This window comes from Xanthobacter sp. ZOL 2024 (assembly GCF_052932325.1).
The window spans coordinates 869,986-896,915 of sequence record NZ_CM128808.1 but is presented as its reverse complement, the minus strand read 5'-3'; the positions used below and the strand labels follow the sequence as shown (position 1 = coordinate 896,915).

Genomic DNA, 26,930 nt, shown 5'->3' with positions numbered 1-26,930 from the left:
CGCACGCTCACGGACGCGGCACTAGGCTGCCCATGCGGATTTCGGCGCGCAGATAGGCGCTCCAGGCGGCATCCGATGGGAAGGCTTCCGGCGAACGGATGCCCTCACGCACGCCATGGCGGCGGGCCATTTCCTCCGGATCGAGGCCGTTGTCTACGAGGCCGATCTGCTGGAACAGGCTGAGCGCGTAGCCGGGGATCCAGCGGCGCACATCGTGCCAGGGCACCGCGGCGAAGCTTTCGGGGGCGAGATTCATGAGCGTGGTCATGCAGCTCTCGCGCAGGGTGGAATAGAAGATCGGCCGCGCGTCGATACGGTTGATGAAGGCGAGCAGCCGCTCGAAATAGAGCCGCACGGCGGCGGGGTCCGCATGCACGGGATAGATCTGCACTTCGTCCGGCGGCGTGCGGGCGAGACGGGCCCAGATGAGGTCGCGCTCGGTGCCGATCTCGGGATAGATGGGGTCGCGCCGGAAGAAGCCGGCGAGGGCATCGAAGCTGCCGCCCTTGGCCTGCCGGGCCTCGATGGACACCACCACGTGCCGGCCGTCGGTGAAATTGAACGACAGCATCACATGGGCCAGCGCCTTCATCTGGCCGAACGGCTGAATGATGAGGTCGGCGCTGGTGAGGTGCCTCAGGTCGAAGGTGGCGGTGGTCCAGCGCGGCACGGCGGCGGCGCCCGGCCGGTGGAGCGCATCGCGGAAATGATGGATGGTGACCATGTCCCCATCGATCTGCGCGGTAGGATTGTGGGCCTGGAGCGCGATCCAGTCCTGCGGCGCGGGTTCCTTTGTCACGAAGGCCGCGAACAGCAGGACGACGCCCGCGCCGGCGACGACGCGGCGCCGGCGCCGCCAGCGGCCGGGCACGAACCACAGCGCCCAGATGAGCACGGGGAAGGCGATGCTGCCGATCTGCCGCGCGGCGGAGGGCCAGGGAATCCAATAATGGATGGCGAGGCCGAGATAGAGGCCGCACGCCACCACCAGAACATGCGCCGCGCCGGCAAGGGCACGCCGCAGCGTCCCCGTCAACCTCAGACCCATCTCCAGCCCTCTGCTCCGCCGTTTCGCGCCTGCTATACAGCAAAGCCCCGCATCATGGGCCCGGCCGATGGCATCCCACCGTCGAACCGCCGGGTCGCGGATCACGGCGCAGACGGAGACGTTTCAATCCACGCTCCCGTGTAGGGAGCGACGGACGTCAGAAAACACGACCATGAACGGCCTCCCGTTTCGATCCACGCTCCCGCATGGGGAGCGACCATGTGGCCGCGGCGCTGCTCGATGCCGGATATGCCGGTTTCGATCCACGCTCCCGCATGGGGAGCGACGACGGCTGCGGTGGCCATGCGCACACGCAGATTGTTTCGATCCACGCTCCCGCATGGGGAGCGACAGGGCCTTTGCGGCCTTGTCGAGATCGGCCCGCATGTTTCGATCCACGCTCCCGCATGGGGAGCGACATCTTCAATGCGGTGCTTTCTCGCGAGGCCCAACTTGTTTCGATCCACGCTCCCGCATGGGGAGCGACATCCAACGGCAGACCAGTCGTCTACGCCTGAAGAGTTTCGATCCACGCTCCCGCATGGGGAGCGACATCAGCGCACCAGCGCCTCGAAGGTGCGCGGCACGTTTCGATCCACGCTCCCGCATGGGGAGCGACCACACAGCAGCGGGTGCGCCTGCGCGGCCTCAAGGGCGTTTCGATCCACGCTCCCGCATGGGGAGCGACATGTGGATGGTTTGGTGCTCACCGCCACGGATGATGTTTCGATCCACGCTCCCGCATGGGGAGCGACAAATCGGACCACAAATCACAATCCACGCATTGCAGTTTCGATCCACGCTCCCGCATGGGGAGCGACTCCGGCTGCATTTGTGGGGCAACGGCGACCGTGTTGTTTCGATCCACGCTCCCGCATGGGGAGCGACCTTGGCCCCGTAGTCGGCGTTGGTGGCCATATCGTGTTTCGATCCACGCTCCCGCATGGGGAGCGACCGCCTGTAATGCTCGCCGCCGTGCCGACATTCAAGTTTCGATCCACGCTCCCGCATGGGGAGCGACCTCTGTCTCCGCCGGCGGGGCGCCCTATGTGTCGTGGTTTCGATCCACGCTCCCGCATGGGGAGCGACTCACCCATCCTCTGCGGGGGCTTGCTGCGATCGGGTTTCGATCCACGCTCCCGCATGGGGAGCGACGTGATGGATGGGTTAGAGCGCTACCCCGATGGCCTGTTTCGATCCACGCTCCCGCATGGGGAGCGACGGTCATTGCTCGCAGCGGGCGCGACGGGAGGAAGCGTTTCGATCCACGCTCCCGCATGGGGAGCGACGCAAAACCGGCGGGTTTGGCCACGCCCGTGTTGCGGTTTCGATCCACGCTCCCGCATGGGGAGCGACGCGAGGTGGAAACCGCCCGGGCCATGGACACGGTGTTTCGATCCACGCTCCCGCATGGGGAGCGACCTGCGCCCCCCCCCGGCCAGGGGAGCAAGAGGGTCAGCGTTTCGATCCACGCTCCCGCATGGGGAGCGACGCCGCGCGGACAACGAGAGTTGAGTGCCGCCACGGGTTTCGATCCACGCTCCCGCATGGGGAGCGACGTGGGCGGCACCATGAGCATCGCCGCGCTGCTCCTGTTTCGATCCACGCTCCCGCATGGGGAGCGACCCTGAGAGGTCGTCACTGTCTACAAACGACATATTGTTTCGATCCACGCTCCCGCATGGGGAGCGACCCCGGTCCTTGCGCGACTTCGCAAATTTGGTCGCTGTTTCGATCCACGCTCCCGCATGGGGAGCGACCTGAACGTCAACGTAAGGCTGGCAGCAGTGGAAGTGTTTCGATCCACGCTCCCGCATGGGGAGCGACTGCCGCCCGAACCGTACTCGCCCGGGGCGTAGTGGTTTCGATCCACGCTCCCGCATGGGGAGCGACGACGGCCGGACGTCGCTGTCGCCCGCTGTCCGCCAGATGTTTCGATCCACGCTCCCGCATGGGGAGCGACGCGATGATCGCCATGACCGCGGTCATCAGATGCGGGTTTCGATCCACGCTCCCGCATGGGGAGCGACTTCCGCCCATCGACCTGGGGCGCAAGGCCGGCGAGTTTCGATCCACGCTCCCGCATGGGGAGCGACTCGGCCGCATCGCCCATGTCCGGGGCGGTGACCAGTTTCGATCCACGCTCCCGCATGGGGAGCGACGTGACGATGGCGCCGGCGGTATAGCCGCTTTCGCGTTTCGATCCACGCTCCCGCATGGGGAGCGACGTACACCCGCACGTTGCTGACGCGCGAATACATGTTTCGATCCACGCTCCCGCATGGGGAGCGACTCGAGTGAGACGACCCATGCGACGCTGTTCCCGCGTTTCGATCCACGCTCCCGCATGGGGAGCGACTGTAGACATGCCCCGCCGTGTCGCCGCCCGGATTGTTTCGATCCACGCTCCCGCATGGGGAGCGACCGACCCGCCGGCAACCCACCCCTCAACTGTCGTAGCGTTTCGATCCACGCTCCCGCATGGGGAGCGACAAGTTCGCAACGGTTGCCTGCAATGTGATGATGGTTTCGATCCACGCTCCCGCATGGGGAGCGACGCGCCACCGGCCAGCCCGCCAGCGCCGAGACCTGTTTCGATCCACGCTCCCGCATGGGGAGCGACTCGCCGAGGCGGTGATGCAGACCATCAAGCACCAGGTTTCGATCCACGCTCCCGCATGGGGAGCGACTCAGGGAGGTGAGGTAGGATGATCGCATCATGAGTTTCGATCCACGCTCCCGCATGGGGAGCGACGCCCTCTTCAATCTGGTATTCGACCTTGGCGCGAGGTTTCGATCCACGCTCCCGCATGGGGAGCGACCTTAAGCCAGGCAAGGTATTGTACTTCGACATGGAGTTTCGATCCACGCTCCCGCATGGGGAGCGACCAGCGTTGTCGTTGATCGCCTGCAAGAGCGGCATGTTTCGATCCACGCTCCCGCATGGGGAGCGACCAAGTCGTGACCATCAGCTCACCACCGATGCAGGTTTCGATCCACGCTCCCGCATGGGGAGCGACATGTGGATGGTCTGGTGCTCACCGCCACGGACGATGTTTCGATCCACGCTCCCGCATGGGGAGCGACCCCGCCTCCAGCTCCGGCGGGGCGCGCTTGTCGGTGTTTCGATCCACGCTCCCGCATGGGGAGCGACCCAGCATCCGCACCTTGTTGGCGATGCTGGAAAAGTTTCGATCCACGCTCCCGCATGGGGAGCGACCCCGGCGAAAGGCTTTGTCCCCGTCGCCACACGGTTTCGATCCACGCTCCCGCATGGGGAGCGACAGAATCAGGCGATGCTCGCACTGCCGTTCCCCATGTTTCGATCCACGCTCCCGCATGGGGAGCGACCCAGGCGCGCACGGGGTTCCATGACTGGCTCATAGTTTCGATCCACGCTCCCGCATGGGGAGCGACCGGGCGGACTCTAACATCCGGTGGCCACGGGGAAAATCGGGTTCCATGCGCGAACCGGATGGTGGGGTGGGGCGGAGGTGGCGCGGTGGGGGCGCCTGGTGGGGGGAAGACATGTGTTTCCTGTGCCTTAGCGGCTGCGCGAACCGGCCGGGCCTTGCATGTGCGCTTGGGGTTCGCGCGGGTTCAGAATACCAGCGGGCCGTCGAGATCCTGAACCGGCTTGGCGCCCACATGCTCCACCCTGCGCCGGCCTTCCGCGCCCAGCCGGTAGAAGCGCAGGCTGTCCGTCGTGGCGTCGATCTCGGCAATCAGCCGCGCCTTGAGCGTGACCCATTGGGACGGGTCGACCTCGCATTCAAACACTGAGTTCTGCACCCGCTGTCCGTAATCGAGGCACGCCCGCGCCACGCGGCGGAGCCGGCGGCGGCCCGCGGCGGTCTCGGTGCTCACATCATAGGCCACAAGCATCAGCATGGGTCATTTCCAGATGAAGCCCGGATAGCCGTCAAGGTCGCCGCGCAGATGGCGCGCCAGCAACTGCGCCTGGGCATGGGCGAGAAGGCCGAGGGGCATCTTCTCGCCGAGAAAGGGATGGGTCAGCTCCTCACGCTTGCGGTCCTGCCAGGCCACAAGGACCCGCTTGCGCGCGTCGTCGCTCAGCCGCACGCCGCCGGCATCCTCGATCTTGAAATCGCCGGGCGCGAGCTGGCGGCGGTTGACGAGGCTGAGCACCAGCCGGTCCGCCAGCACGGGGCGCAGCTCCTCCATCAGATCAAGGGCGAGGCCCGCCCGGCCCGGGCGATCGGCGTGCAGAAAACCGACCTGGGGATCGAGGCCATGGGCTTCGAGGGCCGAACGGCAATCGTGGCCGAGCAAGGCATAGAGAAACGACAGCAGGGCGTTGATCCTGTCGAGCGGTGGCCGGCGCGACCGGCCGCCGAAGACGAAGGCCGGATCATCGCCGCGCAGAAGGTGGTTGAAACCGCCAAAATAGACCTGCGCCGCCTCGCCCTCCAGGCCGCGCAGCAGGGCCACCTCCGGCGCGACGAGGGCGCGGCGCGCCACATCGGTGAGCCGGCGCTCCGCCGCCTCCAGCGCCGCCCGATCGGCGGGCGGCATGGTGTCGCCATGGTCGCGCAATGCGCGGCGGATCACCGTCCGCTGGTTGGCGACCTTTGCCGCCACCATCCCGCGCACGATGGGCACCGCTTGCGCCGGTGCATCGGCCACGCGGAACTGGGCGCGCCGCAGCAGCACGTTTCCACTGCGCGGGCCCTCCACGCGGGCGAGAAAGCGGCCGTTGGGATCAAGAAGCGACACCGCGATGCCGGCTTCGGCACAGGCCGCCAGCAAGGCCGGCGAGGCCCCCGGGCGTCCGAAGCCCACCAGCCCGTCCAGCATGTGCAGCGGCGCCCGACCACGTTCCACGCCGTTCACCTCGACGACGAGATTGGCGCCGTCCTTGCGCAGCCAGGCATCTTCGCTGGTCACATAGAGGGTGTTGAGCATCCGCCGCATGGGGGCCTCACGTCTTCAGCTGCGCGGCAAGCCAGAGCGCGATGGAGGGGGGATGCTCCAGCCGCGCCGGCTGACACAGCGCCTCCAGCGAGCAGCGCCGGCAACTCGCCATGAGAACCGGCGGCGGCGTGATCTGCGCCAGGATCATGGCGCGGGCTGCCGCCGCCGTCCGGGCGGTCAGCGCGCGCAAGGCGGGGTCGAAGGCCACGATCTGGCGGCGCCGGGTCTCGCCATAGAACAAGGCCCCCTCGGGGACGGCGACGCCGAAGGCCTCTTCCAGGCAGATCGCCTGGGCGCACAGCTGCACCTCGTCGGCCTGATGGGCCTTGGGCTTGCCGCGCTTGTATTCCACCGGAAACGGGCGGGCGTCTGGAGCCCCCGCGCCGCCGTGGAACTCCACCACATCGGCCTTGCCGGCCACGCCGAGGGCGAGGGATCGCAACGCGACCGCGCGGGCGATCCGCACCCCCGGACGACTTTCGTCCCGCCCGGAATCGGCTTTCTCGTGCAGGATCCGCCCTTCCGCCGTCGCCACATCCTCCGCCCAGAGCTGCTCCACATGAATGAGCGCGCATTGGCGCGGGCAGAACAGATAGTGCTGCAGCGCCGACAGTGGGATCAGCCCGTCCTCGGTCTCGCGGTCGATGACGGAGGGCATCGGGTGTGCCTACCGCTCGATGATCTCGATGCCGTCCGGCAGGCCGTCGCGTTCGACGGTGATGGCATAGTCGGTGAAGCTGCGCGGGGGCGGGGCATTGTCCAGCCGCTCGTCGCCCGGCGGGTAGCACTCGCCCTTGAACATGCGGCAGACCTTCACGCGCTCGAACAGCTGGCTCGCCTGTGCGTTGCCGAGCTGTGAGGCGTGGCGGAAAATGACGAGCTTGCGCGTCGTCATTTCGCCCCGCGCGGCGGAGCGGTCGTGCTCGAACATGTTGGAGAGGGCCTCGAACAGAAGATCGAGATCCGCGTCGGAAAAGCCCGTGCCCTTGACCGGATGGGAGGCGAGCGGCGCCGAGACATAGCCATGGGCCCGGTAGAGACCATAGGGCACGATATGCTTGCGTCCCATGGTGCGCCCGCCCTTCGCATCCGCATCGGCCTCGGTGGTCGCGGCAAGACGGGTGATGGAGATCTCAAGGGGCAGGATGGGCTCGATGGAGCGCGCGAAGCCGATCTGCACCGGGCCGCGCACCTGTCCGGCGTTCACGCCGGTGGTCATCACCGCGCCGAAGGTGCGGATATCCCAGAAGTTCGCGCACATCCACTGGGTGAGCGCGCGGGCCTTGTCGTCGTCCTTGGGGCCCTTCTTGAGCTCCTCGGCCTTGGTCACCTCCGGCATCACGGCCGCCCAGGCGCGCTTGTGCTCGGTGTTGAGGGTCGCGCCATCGCGCATATAGATCTCGTGGCCGGGCGCGTCGGGCCGTGCCAGAGCGACGTAATTGCGGATCTTGCGCTTCAACGCCACGTCGGAGACCAGCCCCAGGTTGGTCTCGGGATCGAGCCGCGGCATGTTGCCGGCATCCGGGTCGCCGTTCGGGTTGCCGTTGATCACGTCGAAGAAGAGCACGAACTCATGCCGGCGCGTGAGGCCGCTGGTTTCACTCGTCATGTCCGGCATCCTCTGCATCCGTGTCTGCGATTTCCGCCGCAGCGGCATGGTCGGCGAATTGGCCCTTGCGCTGATGGTAGTAGCCGAGCACGAAGCGCCCCTGCGCCTCGAGCGGCAGCGTGCGGGGCATGTGGTCGCCGAGGTGGTCGGCGATCTCCTCGATCTCCCGTTCCAGCCAGCCGCCCTTGCCGCCCTTGCGCAGCTTGCCCAGATGGTTCTGCGCGCCGCGCATCAAGAGCGGGAAGACGCTGGCCGGCGTCGCCGAAGCGGCGCCGAAATAGCGATCGCGAATGGTGGCGTTGACCTTGCCGAGAGCCATGCGCTGGGCCGTCTCATAGGCCGCGAACAGGCGCCCGAGCTGATAGGCCGGGTCTGGACTATCCTTCTGGAGACTCACCGGCAGCTCCTCCTTGGCGTGTTGGGACGTATCGGACGCTGGCCGATCGAGGGTCTTCAGGCGGGCGTCGCGGGCGAGCACGGCCTTGATCACGGCCGCATGCCAGCCGGTCAAGGGATCGTCTCCGGCGCGCAGCCGCATGATGGCGGTGGCGAGCAGGGATCGCGGATAGCGGGTGCCTTCCAGCACCGCCCGCGTCACCTCCCCCGCCAGCAAGGGGGGGATGTTCTCGTACTTCTCCTGCGCCGCCGTCGTCTTCAGCAGCAGCCAGGAAACGGACGGCGGGCGCTCGCCCCAGGGATGGGGGAGGATGGCCAGGTCGCGGTAGTGATCGGCCAGGCGTTTGACGAAGGCGCCGAAATCGTCGGACAGCCAATAGCGCACCGACAGGCGCGCCGCATTGGGCGCGAGGCCCAGCACGTGGAAGCGCGTGCCCGGGCGAAGCTGCGCATCAAGCGCCTCGACCGGACGGCCGTCCAGGACATGCTCAAGGGTTTCGCGCACCTTTTTCGCTTCATCGGCGTCTTCAGGCGGTTCGGCAAGGGCGGCGAAGAAATCCTCAGCCGCCCGCGCCTGTGCCTCGTCGACCGTCTGAGACGTGTCGGCCCAGAACACCACCGTGGCATCACCGATGCCCCGTGCCAGGCGGTTGTGGCTGGTGCGCTCCAGCATGCCGTTCAGGGCGGCGCCATAGCGGAAGGCTGCGTCTGACGAGGTGGGCGCGTTATCGCCCTGTTCCTTGCCGTAGGAGGCAAAGGCGTCGAGGTTGAACGACACCAGCGAGGCCCCGGAGGACTGGGCGCCGTTGACGCCTTTGATGGTCGGGTGCAGCCGCTCCGCGATGGACGGCTTCCCGGTCACGAGGCACGGGACGCGCCGGCCTTCGCTGCTCGCCCGTGTCGAGATCAGCGCGCGCGCCGCCGGGCGTTGATGGATGAAGTTGTTCTCTCCCTCAAGACGGAAGACGATGTTGGTATCCAGCATCTCGGGCGTGAAGGGCGGTGTGTCGAAGCGGTCCGGCACCCAGCCTTTGAGAAAGCGGCGCAACGCAAGAAGGCCCGGGTCTTCGCTCGACGCGAGCAGATCGAGATGGGTCGTCTTGAAGGCCTCGTGCTGCTGTACCGTGCGTCTGTCGTCGCCCGCGGTGCGGCCGAGCACGTAAGAACTTTTGTCCCACAACAGATTGGGCAGGATACCGGACGCGCGTTTAACGGCGACGGGCACCGCGAGCAATTGCGGCACCAGACGCTTTCCGCTTGCCACCCGCAGGTCGATGATGCTGATCGGCGCGCCGTCCGGCGTGATCTCGATGGCGAAGCTGATCTTCTCGCGTGAGAAGCCAGGCGCTTCCGCCTCTCCCCGCTCAGCCATCCGGTCGTAATAGTGATCGAGCGACTGCAGAAGGGTCATGACACGGTGCCCTCGGCGAGGCAGCTGTTCACGTCGAGGACGCCGCCGTTCAGCCGGGCGTGGAAGAAGTGGGATGTCGCGTTGTCGGCGAAGTCGATGTCATGGAGCATCCAGCCGAGATCGCGCTGGCGCTGGTCGTCCGGCAGGGTGCTCGCGGGCAGCGGCGCGCCCGGGGGGATGAGGGCGAAGTCGGCGACGCATTCGCGGGTGCCGAGGCAGGGCCGGTGGAAGCATTGTCCGGCCGCCGCACGGCGGTTGAACATGCTCAGGTGCTTGGCCTCGTTGTCCTGTTCCCCCGCCTTGGCGGTCATCTCGAAATGCGCCTCGATGACATAGGCGACGTCATTCAGAAACAAGGTGGCGCGCTGCTGCCGGTTGTCTTCCACCACGAGCCCGAGCCCGGCAGTGCTGCCGGCCCGCATGGCGCGGCTGGCGGTCGCCGCGCTGGCCTTGGCGCCGACCTCATTGCGCCGGAATGAGTGGAAGCGGATGGGTTTCAGCACATGGATGGCATCGACCACCCAACGGATCGCCGGTTTCCAGTGGATCGCCTCAAGAATTCCGCGTGCGGCGGATGGCGTCATCACTTCATAGGAGACGCGCTCGACCTTCATCTCCGGGCGAGTGAAGCAGGCGCGCTCGCCCCAGACATGCAGCCTCACCCCGTAAGACATACGAATCGCCCCTCCCATTCAGCCTATGCGAGAACATTCGGGGGCAACAATCAACCGGGTCCTGAGTGGCCACGGTGCTGCATTGCGCGCGGTCGAACGAGCAGGAGAGGCGGGCGTGTCAGCGCGGCGCCCTAAAGCACATTATCCGCCGGGTCCCGATAGGTGACGTCCTCCAGATCGATCCCGGTCTGCGCCCGGTAATGCGACAGATCGGGAAACCGCAGCATGGCCTCGCCAAGGGCGGGATGGACGGGAGCCAGGACGCCGCGCGCCAGCCACGCGTCGCGCGCCGGCTTGGGGATCGGCACCACATATTGCTGCAGCCGCCGCAGGTCTGCCGTACAGGGTCGTTCCTGCACGGCGATGCGGGCCAGGAGGGTCTCGGCCTCATCGTCCTCGGGGCCGGCGCGCCACGGCACGATGACCGGTTCCATGAGGTCCTCGATCATGCGGAAGGCCTCGGCGATGGATTTGAACGGGAACGACAGGTCGGCTGCGGATTCTTCGATGGCCGGAAGAATGCCCGGATAGCTCCCCACCCGCGCCGTATCGAATGCCTTGGAGGCATCGCCCTTGCGCCAGTAGAGCTCGGAGAAATAGTGGCGCACCGCCTCCAGGCCCAGCACATCCGCATGCTTGTCCAGCACCGGCTGCGCGGCGTCCCAGCGCCCCTTGATGTCGTGCTGGAGATGCCCCTGCGCCGGCGCGAAAACCACCACGCGGCCAAGCCTCGGCCGGCCCGCCGCGTCCTTCAGTTCGCCCTCACGGTTGGCCCGCCCGGCAGCCTGGGCGATGGCGTCGAGGCCGGCCGCCGCGCGCCAGACCTCGGGAAAGCTGATGTCCACACCGGCTTCGATCAGCGATGTCGCCACCAGCCGGACCGGCGCTCCCGCCCGGAGCTTCTCCCGCAGATCCGCCAGCACCATCCGCCGGTGGCGGGCGCACATCTGGGTGGACAGGTGCGTGGCGCCGGGCAGATGGGCGATCGCGTCGAACAGCTGGCGGGCATGTCGACGGGTGTTCACGATGCACAGCATCTGCGGCTGCTCGGTGAAGCGGGCGGCGATGGTGTCATCGGGCACCGGCCCGCTCATCCGCTCCACGTCGACACGCTTCAGCTTCACATAGAGCCCGGCCGGATCGGGGGCGAGCTCACGCTCCGCCGGCAGGTCGAGGCCCATCGGGTTCCCTCTGGCATCGCGCAAGGCGGCGTCGATCCTGCGAAATGCCGGCTGGGTGGCGGTGCAGAGCACCAGGCTGGTGCGGTAGTTCCGCGCCAGCTGCTCGATGGCGCCAAGGCTCGGCAGCAACAGGGGCAAGGGCAGGGTCTGCACCTCATCGAGAACCACGACGCTGCGGGCGATATTGTGCAGCTTGCGGCACCGCGAGGTCCGGTTGGCGAACAGGCTCTCGAAGAACTGCACCGCGGTGGTGACGACAATGGGAACATCCCAGTTCTCCGCCGCCCGCCGCAGCTTGGCGAGCGCGTCCGGCGCCTCGTCATCGGCCTTGCGCGCGCCGCGCGCCTTCTCCCAATCGAAGCTGGCATGGTGCTCCAGAATGTCATCTGTGGAGCCGAGGGCCTTCTGAAAGACGTCTGCGGTCTGTTCGACGATGGAGGTGTAGGGAATGACATAGATGATGCGTTTGAGGCCGTGTCGCACCGCATGTTCGAGGGCGAAGGACAGGGAGGCGAGGGTTTTGCCGCCGCCGGTGGGCACGGTGAGGCTGAAAAGTCCCGGCGAGAGCGCCGCTTTGTCCAGGGCGTGGGCGAGAATGTCTGCGCGCAATGCATTGAGCGGCGTGGGGGCCGCCCCAGCGCGTGTCTCGGCCATGAAGGTGCGGAGGCGATCGCGCAGGTCGGACAGCGCCCGGTGACCGCCGCGCGCCACCGGCGTGCCGGTGGCGCGGGCATAGAAGCGCTCGGTGGCGATGAAGTCCGCATCCACAAGGCAGGAGAACAGCATGCGCACCAGAAAGCTTACGGCGAAGCCCTTCGGGCCGCCGGTCGGCGGTGGTTGATCCGGAGCCAGCTGCGCGCGCTCCGCCAGCGGGCCCGTGTGCTCCTGCCAGCCACCCGGAATGCGTTGCCTGGCCGCCTCCATGCGCCGCGCCAGGTCCGCGTCATCGGCGAGGCCCGCATGGTGCGCGGCGATGATAATGGCCAGGATCTTGCCGAGCTGCGGGCCATACCGGTCCAGCGCGATCCGTCCACCGGCGGAGGAGTGGTCGCCGCCGGATGGCCGTTGGTGGGTGATGTAGGCCTGGAATTCCGGCGAGAGCTTGCCGATGTCGTGCAACTGCCCGGCAAGACGCAGCACCTCGGCCCATCCGAGGTCCGCGGCGAACGCCGCCGCGAGCGCCCCGACAGAGGCGCCGTGATCGGCCAGTGTTTCCCATTGATCCAGGGGCGCGTCGGCAAGGGAATGGGCATAGGCGTCGGCCATGGGTGTCCATGCATGCGATGTTCAGGCCGGAACAATGACGCGAAGGTGGGGGGCGTTGCAATTCCCGATGCCCGTGCCGCCACCTGCTCCAACAGGGGAAGCCCGTCATCGGCGCTCGGACGCCAGCTGACCTCTCATGCCCGCGGCCGAAAGCAACACGGTGGCGCGCTCATGCTGCGGCTTCTCACGTCTCGGCCTGAGGGGTGGGGTCGCGGGAACGTCTGCAGGCCGAAGGCGACAAGACAGAGAACGACAGCGACGCCATAGCCTTGCAGAAGACCTGAACCGCCTCATGGTGTCGCCTCTCGCTGCCGTCAACGCACGCGAAGCGCTTGGTCATATCGGGCCTCGCGCCGGTGCCGCGCCGCGAGATCGAAACCGAGTTGGCGGCAGGCCGCCTGGTCGCGCCCTGGCCCGACGGCATGCCGATCTCAAAGACCTTCTGCCTCATCCTGCCGGCGCCGATCCGTTTGAGCGAGGGCCCGATACGGGCGTTCGCGAACTGGCGTGTCAAAGAAGCGAGATCGTTGTGGGCAATATCTTGACGCGGCCAATAGCTTGACGAGGGCCTGGGGGCCGCCGAAGTCCAAAGCCTGCGTTCCACCAAGCCGCCGCGTCATCTGCCGTCCTGCGCCCAGCCGGGGGGCGTTATTTGAGATGGCGTGCGGCATCTCTCGATCTCGAGAGGGCGGATCTGCCTGCAGAGCCGACGCCCCCGTAATGCGAGCGTATACCCGCTTCCGGTTTGCGTGCTCACCACCTGTCGCGGTGCCTCGCAAGACCGGCGACAACCACTGACCGACGTGCGGTGGTTGGCGGCACATGAGCTGTTATATGAGGGAACTGGCAGCGAGGGCGCGCCGCGGGCGGGAGGGACCGATGACGAGGCGGAGCGGCAGGCGCAGCAGCCAGCCTATGTGGCGCACATTTCCGTCACCGAGACGGGCATCGAGACCGAACAGGGCTTTCGCCCCATCGAGCCGGGCATGGCCGTGACTGCGGAGATCAAGACGGGCCAGCGGCGGCTGATCGAGTACCTGCTGTCGCCCATCCTGAAATATCGGCACGATGCAGGCAGCGAGAGGTGAGGTCCGGAATGAGCATTAAACGACCGATCCGTTGGAGATTTCTTGCGGCGCCCCTTTTAGTTTCGCTTTTCGTGGCCTCAGCGATGGCGGCCATCGTATATTTATTCATGAATGACGCCAAAACGAGCGTACTAGAAAGGGATAAAATCCAATGGATAGGTCAACTACTGGAAACGCAAAATGCGCTTAAATCATCGAGCGCGGACCATTATACAGACGTATATTTCGGAAATATATTTTGTCATCTTCCTGATAAGGAGTATCGTATCTGGATACAACGTTATAATCAGGATAAAAAATACGGAGCGCTCGGATTTAGCTTGATTCTACCAAATTTGGACCCGGCAACAACCGACCCCTCTGAAGCGAAAAGGTGGGGCACCGGAGTTGGATGGGGAAAAGAATTGTCTATTTTGGTTGAGTTTGGGGATAATTATATTAATTCTAAGAAAATGATAAACTACTTATTTGACAGAGCCAATTCTTCGATGAGAAGACAAGGTCAGTCGAATGCGGGAGGGGGTAGTGTAAACCAATCAAATATTCTTGATAGAAATAAATTCACAACGCTTAGGAACGGATGCAAAAGATATGATGGAGATGCGATCGCATTTGACGTCATTCAAATTTGCCATGAAGATGAAGGCCCTGTATTGATTTCATGCAAGGTAGGTCCAGAAGAAAAATGGTCAAAAAATCCGTACTGCCACGCGAAGATTAATGTCACGGAGGGAATGCGTGTATCATATAGCTACGGATATGCGTATTTCGAAGAGTCGCTTGAACTGCATGATAAATTGCTGACTCTCTTGCGCTCATTCTGCACCCCGCTTCGCGGCTAAACGATTTCATGCCATAATATACAATAGGTCCAGAAATGCCAAAATATAGTCAAACTAAAATAATGCAACTCGGCGCCCTCGTTGAGGGGGCTAGAGACGCCTATAAAAATGGGGATTATGAAAATGCGTTAGGTTATATAAATAGCTATTATGGATCTCAGGTGGACGATAGGGGTTATGCGGCAAACGCATTGAGAGTAATAAATAACGTCTGAATATTTGTAGTAACTGCAAATAATAATGTCATTAATTCAATTGGAAGATCGAAATACAATTATATTAGATTAGATTTAATGATTGGTCTCGCTGAGAACGATTTTTATACAATAATTTACAATGACGGCGGAATTCCAAGTGAAAATCAGATAAACTCATATCATTACGATGAATATATGCGACTTAATATACCGGTCACTGCCTTTGGTGGCGCCGCTTACGCTGCATTAACTATGGATTGGTCTTTTGGAGCAATGCATGCATATGAAATAGATGATGATTTAACTAAGAATAAATTTTACAAAAATATGACGTTGGAGCAGATATCCTTTGCGATTGATAATGTGTTGGCCTCTGGATATGGCGCAATTGTTGAAACTGGCGCATGGATTGACGGAATTAGCATGGTTCCTTATGCGGTTGAGTTGCACGGGGCCTATAATGTAAAGCTTTTCATGAATTTATTTAATGAAACTGGATCTAAAGATATTTATAATACAAGTGCAGTGTATAAACCAGATCTTGATATTAAAAATATGCCGTCGTCTGGCTCTGTCTGGAGCGATGGAGCCTTCTGGTCGAACGAGACCGTCTGGGGGGCTGCTAGCGGCTCAAGCGAGCGCTTGATTGAATGGTACCCAACCGGCACTGCTCAAGATTACTATTCTTTGAGCGCTTCGAGCTCCTGGAATTATAGAGATAATTCCATCCCAGAGTCCCTATATTTTTATTCGAGCTCGTTTTCTCTGGCGGATACATTAAGTTACATCTATGCCGATGACCTGAGCAACGTCGACTGGAACTATGGCTACTCCTATGCGTCGAGCTATGGGGTGGAGCCGTCCTATGCGGCGTATCTGAATAACGACAGCTTCGAATCCGGCGCTGACTTCGGCGGGTTGGGGGTCAATTTCTACAGCCAGGGCGTCTCGGTCGGCTTCACCTTCCAGTTCCCTATCGTGCTCGATTTGAATGGCGATGGCATCAGCATCACCCAGCGCGACACATCCACCGTCTGGCGCGACGTGAATGGCGATGGCACCGCGCACCGCACCTCCTGGGCGGCCGCCGGAGATGGCGTGCTGGTCTATGACCGCACCGGCACCGGCGATGTCGATGCGCCCGAGGCCTACCAGTTCACGCTGTGGGATCCCACCGCCGACAGCGACATGGAAGCCCTCGCCAATGTGTTCGACACCAATGGGAACGGCGCGCTCGATGCCGGCGACGCCCAATGGTCGAGCTTCAAGGTGCTCGTCACCAACGCCGACGGCACCACCACGCTGAAGACTCTGGCCGCGCTCGGCATCACCGCCATCGACCTTGAGCCCGACAACACCATGGCGGTGCTGCCCGACGGCACGCAGGTGCTCGGCTCCACCACCTTCACCCGCGCCAACGGCACCACCGGCACCGCCGCCGACGTGGTGCTGACCGCCGACGCCGACGGCTATCTCGTCCAGAGCACCACCACGGCCAATGCCGACGGCACCACCTCGATCCGCGTGAAGGCCTACGACACCGACGGAAGCTTCGTCAAAGAGACCCTCACCACCACCAGCCCCAATGGGCACACCCGGGTGAGGCATTCCCGGGCGCCGTCGTCGACGTCGGTGAGGATGCGGAAGTCATCGGTGAACTGGCCCGACACGAAGTCGAGCGACCAGCGGGCGGCGGAGGCCGAGCGTGGCCTGAAACGCCTCTACGAGGCCATAGAAGCGGGCGATCGACCTGAACATCCGGCGTTGAAGGAGCGCGTCGTCGCCCTCCGGGCGCTACGCGACCAAGCGCAAGTCGATTTCGAGCGAGCACAAGCCTCGCTCGAAAGCTCCGGCAGCATGGCGCTGACGCCGGCTGTTTTACCAAAGTTCGCCACCACCGCTCGGCGTCGGCTCAGACAGGAGGGCGGCGGCCACCGGCGGGATCATCTGCGCGCTTTTGCCCCGCGCGTCGAAGTCGGAGAACGCCATGTTCGCGTCATAACATCGCAGGCCGAACTGCTGCGCGCCCTTACTTCGGCCTCTCGCGGGAAGTCGGCATACCCAGAGACGGTCTGAAGTGGCGGAGAGGGGGGGATTCGAACCCCCGATGGACTTGCGCCCATGCCGCATTTCGAGTGCGGTGCATTCGACCACTCTGCCACCTCTCCGCAGAGGGACGTCGCCGGGGCGACGCGCGATCGTGGTTCGGGGCTTCTAGCGGACCGGAGCCGTTCGGGCAAGCGCTCTTGATGGGCTATCCCCGAACTGCGCATCTTCCTCTTTGGCGTTGCAGCCCGTGGCCGCGGTGCGGGTCCGGCGGCCGCGCGGCCGGGCCTGCCGAAGCCACGGCCGGTGCTGTCCGCGTGGCGGGACGATCCGTCGAAAGGGCCGCGTCTAACCCGTTGCGCGCCGGTCGGTGGGGCGGCCGCAGGTGGCAAGGCCGGGTTCGGATGCACGGCCCCAAGAACAGCTGTGTCCGCGCACGGGCCCCGTTGTGGCGCCGCGCCCTTGCGGTGGGGCTGTCTTCGTGGAGCGACGGGGTTCCGGCTGAAGTTCGCGCATGCCGCATTGCGGCACCTCCCTAGAGTGTGGGATGAAGGGGGCGCATCAAAATGCGATCGGAGCTCGGGGGGCGAACTTCGATCGCACCCTGCCGTGCACAGGGTTGTCGCTGGTCTTTTGGAGGTCCCCCGCCGATGAAGCGGACTGTTTTCATCGTTTCCGCCCTTCTGATCGTGGTCGCCATCGGTGGCGCTGGCGCCTATTACCTCGCATCCCGCGCCCGCACCCTGCCAGCGGGCTTTGCCTCGGGCAATGGCCGGATCGAGGCCACCGAAGTGGACGTGGCGACCAAGGCCGCCGGTCGGATCATCGATGTTCTGGTGGAGGAGGGCGACTTCGTCCGCGAAGGCCAGGTGGTGGCCCACATGGATGTGGCCGACACCGCCGCCGCGTTGCGCACCGCCCAGGCGCGCGAGACGCAGGCCATCAAGTCGCGCGACGAGGCGGCCCATATCGTCGAGCAGCGCAAGAGCGAGCTCGATCTCGCCACCAAGGAGCTGGAGCGGCAGACCACCCTGGTGGCCAGCGGCTTCACCACCGTTCAGAAGGTGGATCAATACCGCACGACGAAGCTCACCGCCGAGGCGGCGTTGGCGGCGGCGGAAAGCAGCCTCGCGGCCAGTGATTCGGCCATCCGCGCGGCTCAGGCGGAGGTGGAGCGGCTGACGCGGCTGGTGGAGGACGGCACGCTGGTGGCGCCCAAGACGGGCCGCGTCATCTATCGTCTGGCCGAGCCGGGCGAGGTGCTGGCCGCGGGCGGCAAGGTGCTGACGTTGCTCGACCTCTCGAACGTCTACATGACCATCTTCCTGCCCGCGTCCGCGGCCGGCCACCTGGCGCTCGGGTCGCAGGCGCGGCTGCTGCTGGAGCCGCTGCCCGATCGGGCGGTGCCGGCCAACGTCTCATTCGTGTCCGCCCGCGCCCAGTTCACGCCGAAGCAGGTGGAGACCCAGAGCGAGCGCGACCGCATGATGTTCCGCGCCAAGCTGCGGGTGCCGCAGGTGCTGGTGGAGAAGTATCTCGACCAGGTGAAGACCGGCGTGACTGGTGTCGGCTATGTGCGGATCGACGCCAACGCTCCGTGGCCGGCGTGGCTGGACTCCGATCTGGTGCAGCAGGCCGAAGGCGCGGGAGCGGTGCCGGATGAGGGCGGCAAGGCCATCGTCGTGCCGCCGGCGAACGGCGCTGCGGACGGGAAGGCCGACGGGAAGGCCGACAAGTGAGCCCGGCATCCGGGCTGCGCCCCGCCGCCGTTCGGCTGGCCGGGGTGCACCATCGCTACGGCAAGACCCTGGCCGTGGACGGCATTGATCTGGAGATCGCCGAAGGCGCCGCCGTGGCTCTCGTGGGGCCCGACGGGGTGGGCAAATCCACCTTGCTTGGCCTGATCTCGGGCGCCAAGCGCATCCAGCAGGGGCAGGTTGAGGTGCTGGGGGCGGATCTCGCCCAGCGCCGGGCCCGTGATCTGGTGCAGCCGCGGGTGGCCTTCATGCCTCAGGGCCTGGGCCGCAACCTCTATCCTAACCTGACGGTGGCGGAGAACATCGCCTTCTTCGCCCGCCTGTTTGGTGAGAATGCCGACGCCAAGGGCGCGCGGGTGGCGCCGCTGCTGGAGGCGACGGGCCTCACCCCATTCGCCAGCCGGCTCATGCGCAAGCTGTCGGGCGGCATGAAGCAGAAGCTCGGCCTGTGCTGCGCGCTGGTGCACGATCCGGATCTGCTGATCCTCGACGAGCCCACCACCGGCGTCGATCCGCTGTCGCGGCGCCAGTTCTGGGATTTCGTCGACAGCATTCGGGCCGACCGGCCCCAGCTGACACTTCTGGTGGCCACCTCCGACATGGAGGAGGCGGCCCGCTTCGAGCGCGTGGTGATGGTGGATGCCGGCCGCCTACTGGCCGACAATACGCCGGCGGCGCTGCTGACCGCCACCGGCCAGCCCAGCCTGGAACGGGCCTTCATCTCGCTGCTGCCAGAGGACCGGCGGGGCGATGGCGAGGGCTCCGGCCCGGTGGCGCCGCTGGCGGACGATGCGCCCATCGCCATCGAATCCCGGGGCCTCACCCGGCGGTTCGGGGATTTCGTGGCGGTGGACCATGTGAGCTTCAAGATCCGCCGGGGCGAGATCTTCGGCTTTCTCGGCTCCAACGGCTGCGGCAAGTCCACCACCATGAAGATGCTCACCGGCCTCTTGCCGGCCAGCGAGGGCGAAGCGCTGCTGTTCGGGGTGCCGGTCGACCCGTCCGACATCGAGAGCCGCCGGCGCGTGGGCTACATGTCCCAGGCCTTTTCTCTCTATGGCGAGCTGACCGTCCGGCAGAATCTGGAGCTGCACGCTCGCCTGTTTTCACTGCTCGAGCCGGCGGCCGGCGCCCGCATCGCCAAGCTGGTGGCCGATTTCGATCTGGCCGATCATCTCGATGATCTGTCGGAGGGCTTGCCGCTGGGGGTGCGCCAGCGCCTGTCCCTGGCGGTGGCGATCCTGCATGATCCCGAGCTGCTGATCCTCGACGAGCCCACATCGGGCGTCGACCCGGTGGCGCGCGACAATTTTTGGGACCACCTGCAGCGTCTGTCGCGGCAGGAAGGGGTGACGATCTTCGTCTCCACCCATTTCATGGGCGAGGCGGAGCGGTGTGACCGCATCTCCTTCATGCATGCGGGCCGGGTGATCGCCACCGGGGCCCCCGACGCGCTGAAGGCGGCCAAGCAGTCGGCGTCCCTTGAGGAAGCCTTCATCGCTTACATGGAGATGGGAGGCCGCGAGGCGGCGAACGACGCCCGCCTGCCGCCGCCGCAGGCAGGGCATGCCCGCCCGAGTGGCTTCTCCTGGGCGCGGCTCGGCGCCTATGCATGGCGCGAGGCCCTGGAGCTGCGGCGTGATCCGGTGCGGCTCGCCTTCGCGCTGGTGGGCACCGCCATCTTGATGATCATCTTCGGCTACGGCATCACGCTCGACGTGGACAAGCTGCGCTTTGCCGTGCTCGATCGCGACCAGACCGCGGAAAGCCGCGCCTATATCGACGGCTTCGCCCACTCCACCTATTTCGTGGTCGAGGCCCCCATCACCAGTCCTGAGGATCTGGACCGGCGACTGAAAGCCAACGACATCGCCTTCGCCATCGAGCTGCCGCCCAAGTTCGGCGCCGATCTGCGCTCCGGCCGGCCCACCGAGGTGCTGGTGACCATCGACGGCGCCATGCCGTTCCGTGCCGAGACCATCAAGGGCTATGTGCAGCAGGTGCATCTCCTGTTTTTGCAGCAGATGGCCGAGGCGGCTGGCGGCAGCCTGTCGAGCGCCGCCAGCCTGGAGATGCGCTACCGCTACAATCAGTCGTTCCGCTCCATTGATGCCATGGTGCCGGCGGTCATCGCGCTCATGCTGATCTTCATTCCCGCCATCCTGACAGCGCTCGGGGTGGTGACGGAGAAGGAGCTGGGCTCCATCACCAACCTTTATGTGACACCGGTGACCAAGCTTGAATTTCTGCTCGGCAAGCAGGCGCCTTATGTGGCGGTGGCGGTGTTCAATTTCTTCGTCATGGTGGCGCTGGCGCTGCTGCTGTTCGGGGTGCCCCTCAAGGGCTCGTTCCTCGGCCTGCTGCTCGGCGCGGTGGTCTATGTGCTGGCCACCACCGCCATCGGGCTCGTCTCCTCCACCCTCACCAACACCCAGGTGGCGGCCCTGTTCGGTACGGCGATCGGTACGATGATGCCGGCCACCCAATTCTCCGGCCTGCTGCAGCCGGTGGCGACCCTGGAAGGCGGGGCCTGGGTGGTGGGCACCTTCTTTCCCACCACTTATTTCATGCGCATCAGCGTCGGGGCCTTCACCAAAGGCCTCGATTTCAGCGAGCTGCTGCCGTTCATCCTGGCCACCGCCGCCTTCTGGCCGGCGTTGCTGCTGTTGGCCCATCTCATCTTGCGCAAGCAGGAGCGCTGACATGGCCCCGACGGACGTGAAGCAAGAAGGCCCCGGCGCGCGTGGGATGGCGGCGCCATCGCGGCCGCGGCGCTCCCTGGGGCAGCGCCTCGCCGCACGCATCACCAATGTGGTGAACCTGTTCAAGAAGGAGCTCATCAGCCTGTGGCGGGACCGGGCGCTGCTGGTGCTGGTGCTCTATGCCTTCACTGCGGCCATCTACATCCAGGCCAACGGCATGAAGCACGATCTCAACCGGGCCACGGTGGGGGTGGTGGACGAGGACAACTCGCCTTTGTCCCACGCCATTCTCGACGGCTTCCTGCCGCCGCGCTTCCAGCCGCCGGTGGCGTTGAAGCCCGATGAGGTGGACAAGGAGATGGACGCGGCGCGCTACACCTTCGTGCTGAACGTGCCGCCCAATTTTCAGCAGGACGTGCTGGCCGGCCGCGCGCCTTCGGTGCAATTGCTGATCGACGCCACCGCCCTCATGCAGGCCGGCCTCGGGGCCACCGACATCTCGGCCATCTTCCAGCAGCAGGTGAACGAATACGTCTCGCGCACCGCGCGGGAGACGGCCACGCCGGTGGAGCTCAAGATCCGCATCGCCTTCAACCAGGGGCTGGAATCCTCCTGGTTCACCGGCACCATGGGGCTGATCACCAACATCACCATGCTGTCGGTGCTGCTGGCCGGGGCGGCGCTCATCCGTGAGCGCGAGCATGGCACGCTGGAGCATCTGCTGGTGCTGCCGGTGCGCCCTTCCGAGATCATGCTGGCCAAGATCCTCGCCAACGGCCTCGTGATCCTGGTGGGCACCGCCTTCAGCATCATCGTCGTGCTGAAGATGGTGATGGGCATGGAGATCGCCGGCTCGGTGCCGCTGTTCCTGGTGGGAACCGCGCTCTATCTGTTCTTCACGGCCGCGCTGGGGATCTTCCTCGGCACGCTGTCGGGGTCCATGCCGCAGTTCGGCCTGCTGTTCTTTCTCACCGTGCTGCCCATGAACATGCTGTCCGGCGGCTTCACCCCGCTGGAGAGCATGCCGCAATGGCTGCAGGCCACCATGCAGGTGTCGCCCTCCACCCAGTTCGTGGCGTTCGCCCAGGCGATCCTCTATCGCGGTGCCGGCATGGAGACGGTCTGGCCGCGGTTCCTCGCCACGTTCGTGGTGGGCATGCTGTTCTTCTCGGTGGCGCTGGCCCGCTTCCGCAAGTTCCTCGCCGCGCAGCAGTGAAGGCGGCGGGCGCACCTTTGGCGTGGTCGTGTGGGCATGCTGGAAGTGCGAGGGGGCGGCGCTGCCGGTCAGATGTAGTCGACGAAGGAGGCCAGCTGTTCCTGCGACATGTCGCGCATCTGGGCGAGGGTGGTGGTGTCGAGCACCGTGCCGATGGCATCGCGCACCCGCACCATCAGCAATCGCACCTCGCAGGTGGAAATGTCGCAGTCCTCGCAGGGCTCGTAGGCATTGCGGCTGGCGCAGGGAAAGGGGGCGAGCGGCCCGTCCAGGGCGCGGATCATGTCGCCGACGAGGATATCCTCCGCCGGCTTGGCCAGACGGTAGCCGCCGAGCTTGCCCTTCTTGCTGGCGAGAAAGCCGGCATTGCGCAGCTCGCCGAGGATCACGTCGAGAAACTTCTTCGGGATGTTGTTGGCCTCGGCGATGTCGGCCACCTGCGTGGAGCCGCCCGTCGGCAGCCGCGCCAGATGCACAGCGGCCTTCAGCCCGTATTTTCCTTTTTTCGTCAGCATGCGGCGCCCTCCGCTTGGCTTATGGGGCTGCGCGTGGGCGGCGTCAACGGGCCGCGTGGATCACGCGGCCCCATCGGCGCCGTCCGTGTTGGCCTTGAGGTCGTGCCGGGCCATCAGGGGCGCCTGGGCCAAGGCGAAGGCAAAGGTCATGGGCAGATAGCCGAAGGTCTTGAAGGCGACCCAGGTGTCGGTTGAGAAGGAGCGCCACACCACCTCGTTCAGCACCGCCATCACCAGGAAGAACAACCCCCAGCGAAGGGTCAGCGCCCGCCAGCCCGCATCCGTGAGCTGAACCATGCCGTCGAAGACGTAGGGCAGCAGGGGCTTCTTGAACACCAGCCCTCCGAACAGCAGCACCGCGAACACCCCATTCACCAGGGTCGGCTTCATCTTGATGAAATGGTCGTCCTGCAGCCACAGAGTCAGGCCGCCGAACACCATCACCACCAACGCCGAGACCAGCGGCATCACCGCGATGCGGCGCGCCAGCACCCACATCAGCCCGAGGGAGGCCAGGGTCGCCACCATGAACACCCCGGTGGCGGCGTAGATGCCGCCATAGGCATTGGCGGCGAAGAAGAGAACCAGGGGCCCGATCTCCAGGCCGATTTTCAGCAGCGGGCTCATAGGGGCGCGGGTGGACGCCGAGGGGGACGAAGGGGCGGGCGGCCTGACGGCTTCGGTCATGGGGCAAAGGTCTCCTGCTGCCCATGTGGCGCGGATGGCCGGCACAATCAAGGCAAAGGCGCGGGGTTCGGCCGTTCGGGCGGTCACAGGCAGGCGATGAGCTCGGGGCCCTCGCGGGGGACCCGAGCCTCCAGCCGGTCGGCCAGCCGGCGCAGGCCGGGGCCCGGGTTGCCGGCACTGCGGCGCTGTGGGTTGGGCAGCATCACCGCCAGCCGGGCGGCCTGGTCGGCGCTGATGCGCGCGGCGGCAATGCCGAACTGCTGCTGCGCCGCCGCCTCGGCTCCGAAGGTGCCGTCCGGGCCCCATTCAGCGATGTTGAGGTAGATTTCGAGGATCCGCCGCTTGCTCATCACCGCGTCGAGCCACACCGCCAGGGGCAGCTCGATGATCTTGCGTGGCACTTCCGGCCGCTGCCACAGGAACAGGTTCTTCACCACCTGCATGGTGATGGTGGAGGTGCCGCGCAGGTCCTCGAGATCGTCGGCCTTCTCCACCACCTTGCGCATTTCCTCCACGTCGACGCCGTGGTGGACGCAGAAGCGGGCATCCTCCGAGGCGACCACCGTGCGCACCAGGGCCGGGGAGAAGTCGGCCAGCGGGGTCCAGATCCGCTCCACCCGCTCGCCGGTCAGCATGCGGGCCAGCATCAGGGTCGAGGCGGGATGGCCCACATTGTAGAGCACCGCCAGCACCAGGGGCACCGCGATGGCCACACAGGCGAGCTGGATGAGAAAGCGGATCATCGGTCACCCTTGGGTCCGGGAGCGCGAGGACGACAGCGGCCCTGACGCGCCGCGCCTTGACCTGGCCTCCTGGTTGGGGCACCGGAAGCCTTGCGTCAACGGGGCGCCGGCGCTCGGCGTTCCATCCACCGTCCCATTCCGTGTGAAGGCCGCCCGTGACCCAGCCGCTCGCGATCCGCCTCGATGCCGCCGCCGCCGCCACCGAGGCGCGCCTCGCCCTTGCCCTTGCCGCAACGCCGGCGGAAGGGGAGATCGCGCGTCCCGACCGTTTGCTGGCTGCCATGCGCCATGGAGCGCTCGCGGGCGGCAAGCGGCTGCGCCCCTTCCTCGTGATCGAGAGCGCGGCGCTGTTCGGCCTGCCCACCGAAGCGGCGGTGACCACTGCGGCGGCGGTGGAGTGCCTGCATTGCTATTCTTTGGTCCATGATGATCTGCCAGCCATGGACGACGACGACCTGCGGCGTGGCCGGCCGACCGTGCACAAGGCCTTCGATGTCGCCACCGCCATTCTCGCGGGGGATGGCCTGCTGACGCTGGCGTTCGACCTGCTGGCCGGGGCTGATGCCCATCCCGATCCAACGGTGCGGGTCGCCTTGGTGCGCGCTCTGGCCCGGGCGGGCGGGCTGGGCGGCATGGTGGGCGGGCAGGTCCTCGATCTCACCGCCGAGGGACGGTTCGATGACGGTACCCCCCTGGCTCTTTCGGAGGCGGAGATCCTGCGGCTGCAGAGCATGAAGACCGGGGCGCTGCTGCTGTTCTCGGCTGAGGCGGGCGGTCTGCTGGCGGGGGCTTCCCCAGAGGAGCGGGCGGCGCTGACGGCCTATGGGCGCGCGCTCGGGGCTGCCTTCCAGATCGCCGATGACATTCTCGACGTGGAGGGCGATGCCGCAGCCATGGGCAAGAAGGTGCACAAGGACATTGCCGCCGGCAAGGGCACCTTGGTGTCGCGCCTCGGCCTGCCGGCGGCGCGGGACCGCCTCAACGGGCTGGTGGCCACCGCCGAGGCGGCGCTGGCGCCGTTCGGCGCCCGCGGGGCGACCCTGGCGGCGGCGGCGCATTTCGTTGCGGAACGGCAGAGCTGAGGGGATCATCCTGCGGCCGTTCCTCCGCTGCGGGCGGCCATGCTAGAGTGCCGGCCAGCCGGCGGCGCCCTGCGTTGCCGGGCCGGTCTTGAAACGCTTGCACCGCTCTTGCCGCGAGGCGGATCCGGCTCCAGGGGCCCCATCGTGACTGTGAACCCGCTCCGCGCCGTCTCCCGATCTCCGGATCGCCGCCATATTCTGGATCGTCGCCGTTTTCTGGCCGGCGGCCTGGCGCTGGCGACGGCGCCGCTGGCGGGGGCCGCCGCGCTCGGGCAGAGCAGCCAGCCCGACGTGATTATCATCGGCGCCGGCGCGGCGGGCATCGCCGCGGCGCGCAAGCTGGCGGCGGCCGGCATCACCTATGCGCTGATCGAGGCGGGGCGCCGGGTCGGCGGGCGCGCCTTCACCGATAACGCCATCTTCGGCCTGCCGTTCGACCTGGGGGCCAATCGCATTCATTTCCCCGCCGCCACCGAGATCTCCACCCTGGGGCGGGTCGCCGGCTTCGACGTGGCGCGCGCGCCGGAGGCCGGCCGGCTCTACCTGGGCGGCAAGGAAGCGACGGATTCCGAATATGAGGGGTTCGTGGGCGCCGTACGCCGGGCCGAGCGGGCCATCGTCGCCGCCGGCGATGCCGGTCGTGATCTGCCCGCGGCCCGGGTGCTACCGGATCTGGGCCCGTGGTCCGCATCCGCCGATTTCGTCACCGGGCCCTACCTGCGCGGCCGCGATCTCGCCGATGTCTCCACCGTCGACGTATCCCACGCCGAGGAGCGGGAACTGGCGGATGTCTGCCGGCAGGGGCTGGGGGCGCTGATCGCGAGCCTGGCAACGCCGCTGACGGTGCAGCTCGACACCGCCGCCCGCAGCGTCGATCTCAACGCCCGACGCGGGGTGAGCGTGCAGACCAATCGCGGCACCCTGCAGGCGCGGATGGTGATCGTGGCCGTGCCGCCCACCCTGCTGGCGAATGGCCGGCTGCGCATTCTGCCCAATCTGCCGGCCCGCTATCGCACCGCCGTGGAGCGGATTCCGCTGGGCGCCTATGACCATATCGGCTTCGAGTGGCCGGGCAATCCCGGCGGCCTGCGGCCTGACGAGCTGGTGTATTTCCGCACCGAGGCGGGGCGTGGCTACATGCTGCAGGCGCGGCTCGCCGGCACCCGGCTCCACAGCCTCGACGTGGGCGGTGACCTGGCGGCCACTCTGGCGGATGCGACCCCTGGTGGGGTGCGCGCCTTCCTGGAGGAGGCGATCACCCGCGAGTTCGGGGCCGAGGCGGCCAAGCGCATCGGCCGGGTGCATCACACCCGCTGGACCAAGGAGCCGCTGGCCCTCGGCGCCATGTCCTGCGCCATGCCGGGGGCCGGCAACCTGCGGCGGGTGTTTCTCGATGTGGTCGCCAGCCGCCTGCTGTTTGCTGGTGAGCATGCCCACGAGCGCCTGTGGGGCACGGTGGCCGGGGCGTGGCAGTCGGGCGAGCGTGCCGCCGGCCAGGCCATCACTTTGCTCACCGGCGGCAAGGCCGGCTAGGG

Annotated in this window: 19 protein-coding genes, 1 tRNA gene and 1 CRISPR repeat array; of the genes, 8 read left to right on the top strand and 12 right to left on the bottom strand. The window is 66.0% G+C overall.

The features are described from left to right. Nucleotides 1-7: 7 nt before the first annotated feature. From ACU4E7_RS04410 to ACU4E7_RS04375, 8 genes are all read right to left on the bottom strand, one after another. Nucleotides 8-1,048: an Lnb N-terminal periplasmic domain-containing protein gene (locus tag ACU4E7_RS04410; protein ID WP_238123309.1), complete on the bottom strand. Its 1,041-nt coding sequence runs from the start codon at nt 1,046-1,048 to the stop codon at nt 8-10. A gap of 120 nt (nt 1,049-1,168) precedes the next feature. Next, nucleotides 1,169-4,465: a CRISPR direct-repeat array (repeat unit 32 nt; unit sequence GTTTCGATCCACGCTCCCGCATGGGGAGCGAC). 183 nt (nt 4,466-4,648) lie between these two features. Continuing rightward, entirely contained in the window at nt 4,649-4,939 is a 291-nt protein-coding gene (gene cas2 / locus ACU4E7_RS04405; protein WP_447020759.1) for a CRISPR-associated endonuclease Cas2, read from the bottom strand. A gap of 3 nt (nt 4,940-4,942) precedes the next feature. Further along, on the bottom strand, nt 4,943-5,983 hold the full coding sequence (gene cas1c / locus ACU4E7_RS04400; protein WP_447020758.1) for a type I-C CRISPR-associated endonuclease Cas1c: 1,041 nt from the start codon (nt 5,981-5,983) through the stop codon (nt 4,943-4,945). 7 nt (nt 5,984-5,990) lie between these two features. Beyond that, the gene (gene cas4 / locus ACU4E7_RS04395) at nt 5,991-6,641 is read right to left on the bottom strand and encodes a CRISPR-associated protein Cas4 (RefSeq protein ID WP_447020757.1); all 651 of its coding nucleotides are present in this window, start codon (nt 6,639-6,641) and stop codon (nt 5,991-5,993) included. Nucleotides 6,642-6,650: 9 nt separating this feature from the next. Further along, a complete protein-coding gene (gene cas7c, locus ACU4E7_RS04390; RefSeq protein WP_447020756.1) occupies nt 6,651-7,592 on the bottom strand; it encodes a type I-C CRISPR-associated protein Cas7/Csd2 in 942 nt (313 codons plus the stop codon). Continuing rightward, the gene (gene cas8c, locus ACU4E7_RS04385; protein WP_447020755.1) at nt 7,582-9,399 is read right to left on the bottom strand and encodes a type I-C CRISPR-associated protein Cas8c/Csd1; all 1,818 of its coding nucleotides are present in this window, start codon (nt 9,397-9,399) and stop codon (nt 7,582-7,584) included. Before cas8c ends, cas7c begins: the two co-directional genes overlap by 11 nt. Then, nucleotides 9,396-10,073 (bottom strand): type I-C CRISPR-associated protein Cas5c, encoded by a 678-nt coding sequence (gene cas5c / locus ACU4E7_RS04380; RefSeq protein WP_447020754.1) that lies wholly within the window; start codon nt 10,071-10,073, stop codon nt 9,396-9,398. Before cas5c ends, cas8c begins: the two co-directional genes overlap by 4 nt. A 131-nt stretch (nt 10,074-10,204) precedes the next feature. Next, the gene (locus ACU4E7_RS04375) at nt 10,205-12,520 is read right to left on the bottom strand and encodes a CRISPR-associated endonuclease Cas3'' (protein ID WP_447020753.1); all 2,316 of its coding nucleotides are present in this window, start codon (nt 12,518-12,520) and stop codon (nt 10,205-10,207) included. Nucleotides 12,521-13,332: 812 nt separating this feature from the next. Here ACU4E7_RS04375 and ACU4E7_RS04370 point away from each other — a divergent pair. From ACU4E7_RS04370 to ACU4E7_RS04360, 3 genes are all read left to right on the top strand, one after another. Further along, the gene (locus ACU4E7_RS04370; RefSeq protein ID WP_447020752.1) at nt 13,333-13,608 is read left to right on the top strand and encodes a hypothetical protein; all 276 of its coding nucleotides are present in this window, start codon (nt 13,333-13,335) and stop codon (nt 13,606-13,608) included. Between the two features lie 8 nt (nt 13,609-13,616). After that, nucleotides 13,617-14,450, top strand: coding sequence for a hypothetical protein (locus tag ACU4E7_RS04365; protein WP_447020751.1), 834 nt, complete (start codon nt 13,617-13,619; stop codon nt 14,448-14,450). 293 nt (nt 14,451-14,743) lie between these two features. Then, entirely contained in the window at nt 14,744-16,723 is a 1,980-nt protein-coding gene (locus tag ACU4E7_RS04360) for a hypothetical protein (protein ID WP_447020750.1), read from the top strand. Nucleotides 16,724-16,725: 2 nt separating this feature from the next. Here the strand turns inward: ACU4E7_RS04360 and ACU4E7_RS04355 are convergent. After that, nucleotides 16,726-16,815 (bottom strand) — tRNA-Ser (locus ACU4E7_RS04355). A 528-nt stretch (nt 16,816-17,343) separates the two neighbouring features. On the opposite strand from ACU4E7_RS04355, the gene ACU4E7_RS04350 reads away from it, so the two are divergent. The 3 genes from ACU4E7_RS04350 to ACU4E7_RS04340 are packed head-to-tail and all read left to right on the top strand — an operon-like array spanning nt 17,344 to nt 22,368. Next, entirely contained in the window at nt 17,344-18,432 is a 1,089-nt protein-coding gene (locus ACU4E7_RS04350) for an HlyD family secretion protein (RefSeq protein WP_238123370.1), read from the top strand. After that, nucleotides 18,429-21,152, top strand: coding sequence for a ribosome-associated ATPase/putative transporter RbbA (gene rbbA / locus ACU4E7_RS04345; protein WP_447020749.1), 2,724 nt, complete (start codon nt 18,429-18,431; stop codon nt 21,150-21,152). The genes ACU4E7_RS04350 and rbbA overlap by 4 nt, the downstream gene beginning before the upstream one ends. Before the next feature lies 1 nt (nt 21,153). After that, the gene (locus ACU4E7_RS04340; protein WP_447020748.1) at nt 21,154-22,368 is read left to right on the top strand and encodes an ABC transporter permease; all 1,215 of its coding nucleotides are present in this window, start codon (nt 21,154-21,156) and stop codon (nt 22,366-22,368) included. Nucleotides 22,369-22,436: 68 nt separating this feature from the next. On the opposite strand, the gene ACU4E7_RS04335 is transcribed toward ACU4E7_RS04340, so the two are convergent. The 3 genes from ACU4E7_RS04335 to ACU4E7_RS04325 form a co-directional block, all read right to left on the bottom strand. After that, entirely contained in the window at nt 22,437-22,883 is a 447-nt protein-coding gene (locus tag ACU4E7_RS04335) for an RrF2 family transcriptional regulator (RefSeq protein WP_238123373.1), read from the bottom strand. 60 nt (nt 22,884-22,943) lie between these two features. Further along, a complete protein-coding gene (locus tag ACU4E7_RS04330; protein ID WP_238123374.1) occupies nt 22,944-23,570 on the bottom strand; it encodes a septation protein A in 627 nt (208 codons plus the stop codon). A gap of 83 nt (nt 23,571-23,653) precedes the next feature. Beyond that, on the bottom strand, nt 23,654-24,313 hold the full coding sequence (locus ACU4E7_RS04325) for a transglycosylase domain-containing protein (RefSeq protein ID WP_238123375.1): 660 nt from the start codon (nt 24,311-24,313) through the stop codon (nt 23,654-23,656). Nucleotides 24,314-24,468: 155 nt separating this feature from the next. Here ACU4E7_RS04325 and ACU4E7_RS04320 point away from each other — a divergent pair, with 155 nt between their 5' ends. Both ACU4E7_RS04320 and ACU4E7_RS04315 read left to right on the top strand, forming a co-directional pair. Beyond that, the gene (locus tag ACU4E7_RS04320; RefSeq protein WP_447020747.1) at nt 24,469-25,395 is read left to right on the top strand and encodes a polyprenyl synthetase family protein; all 927 of its coding nucleotides are present in this window, start codon (nt 24,469-24,471) and stop codon (nt 25,393-25,395) included. Between the two features lie 144 nt (nt 25,396-25,539). Next, nucleotides 25,540-26,928: a flavin monoamine oxidase family protein gene (locus ACU4E7_RS04315; RefSeq protein ID WP_238123377.1), complete on the top strand. Its 1,389-nt coding sequence runs from the start codon at nt 25,540-25,542 to the stop codon at nt 26,926-26,928. Nucleotides 26,929-26,930 lie beyond the last annotated feature (2 nt).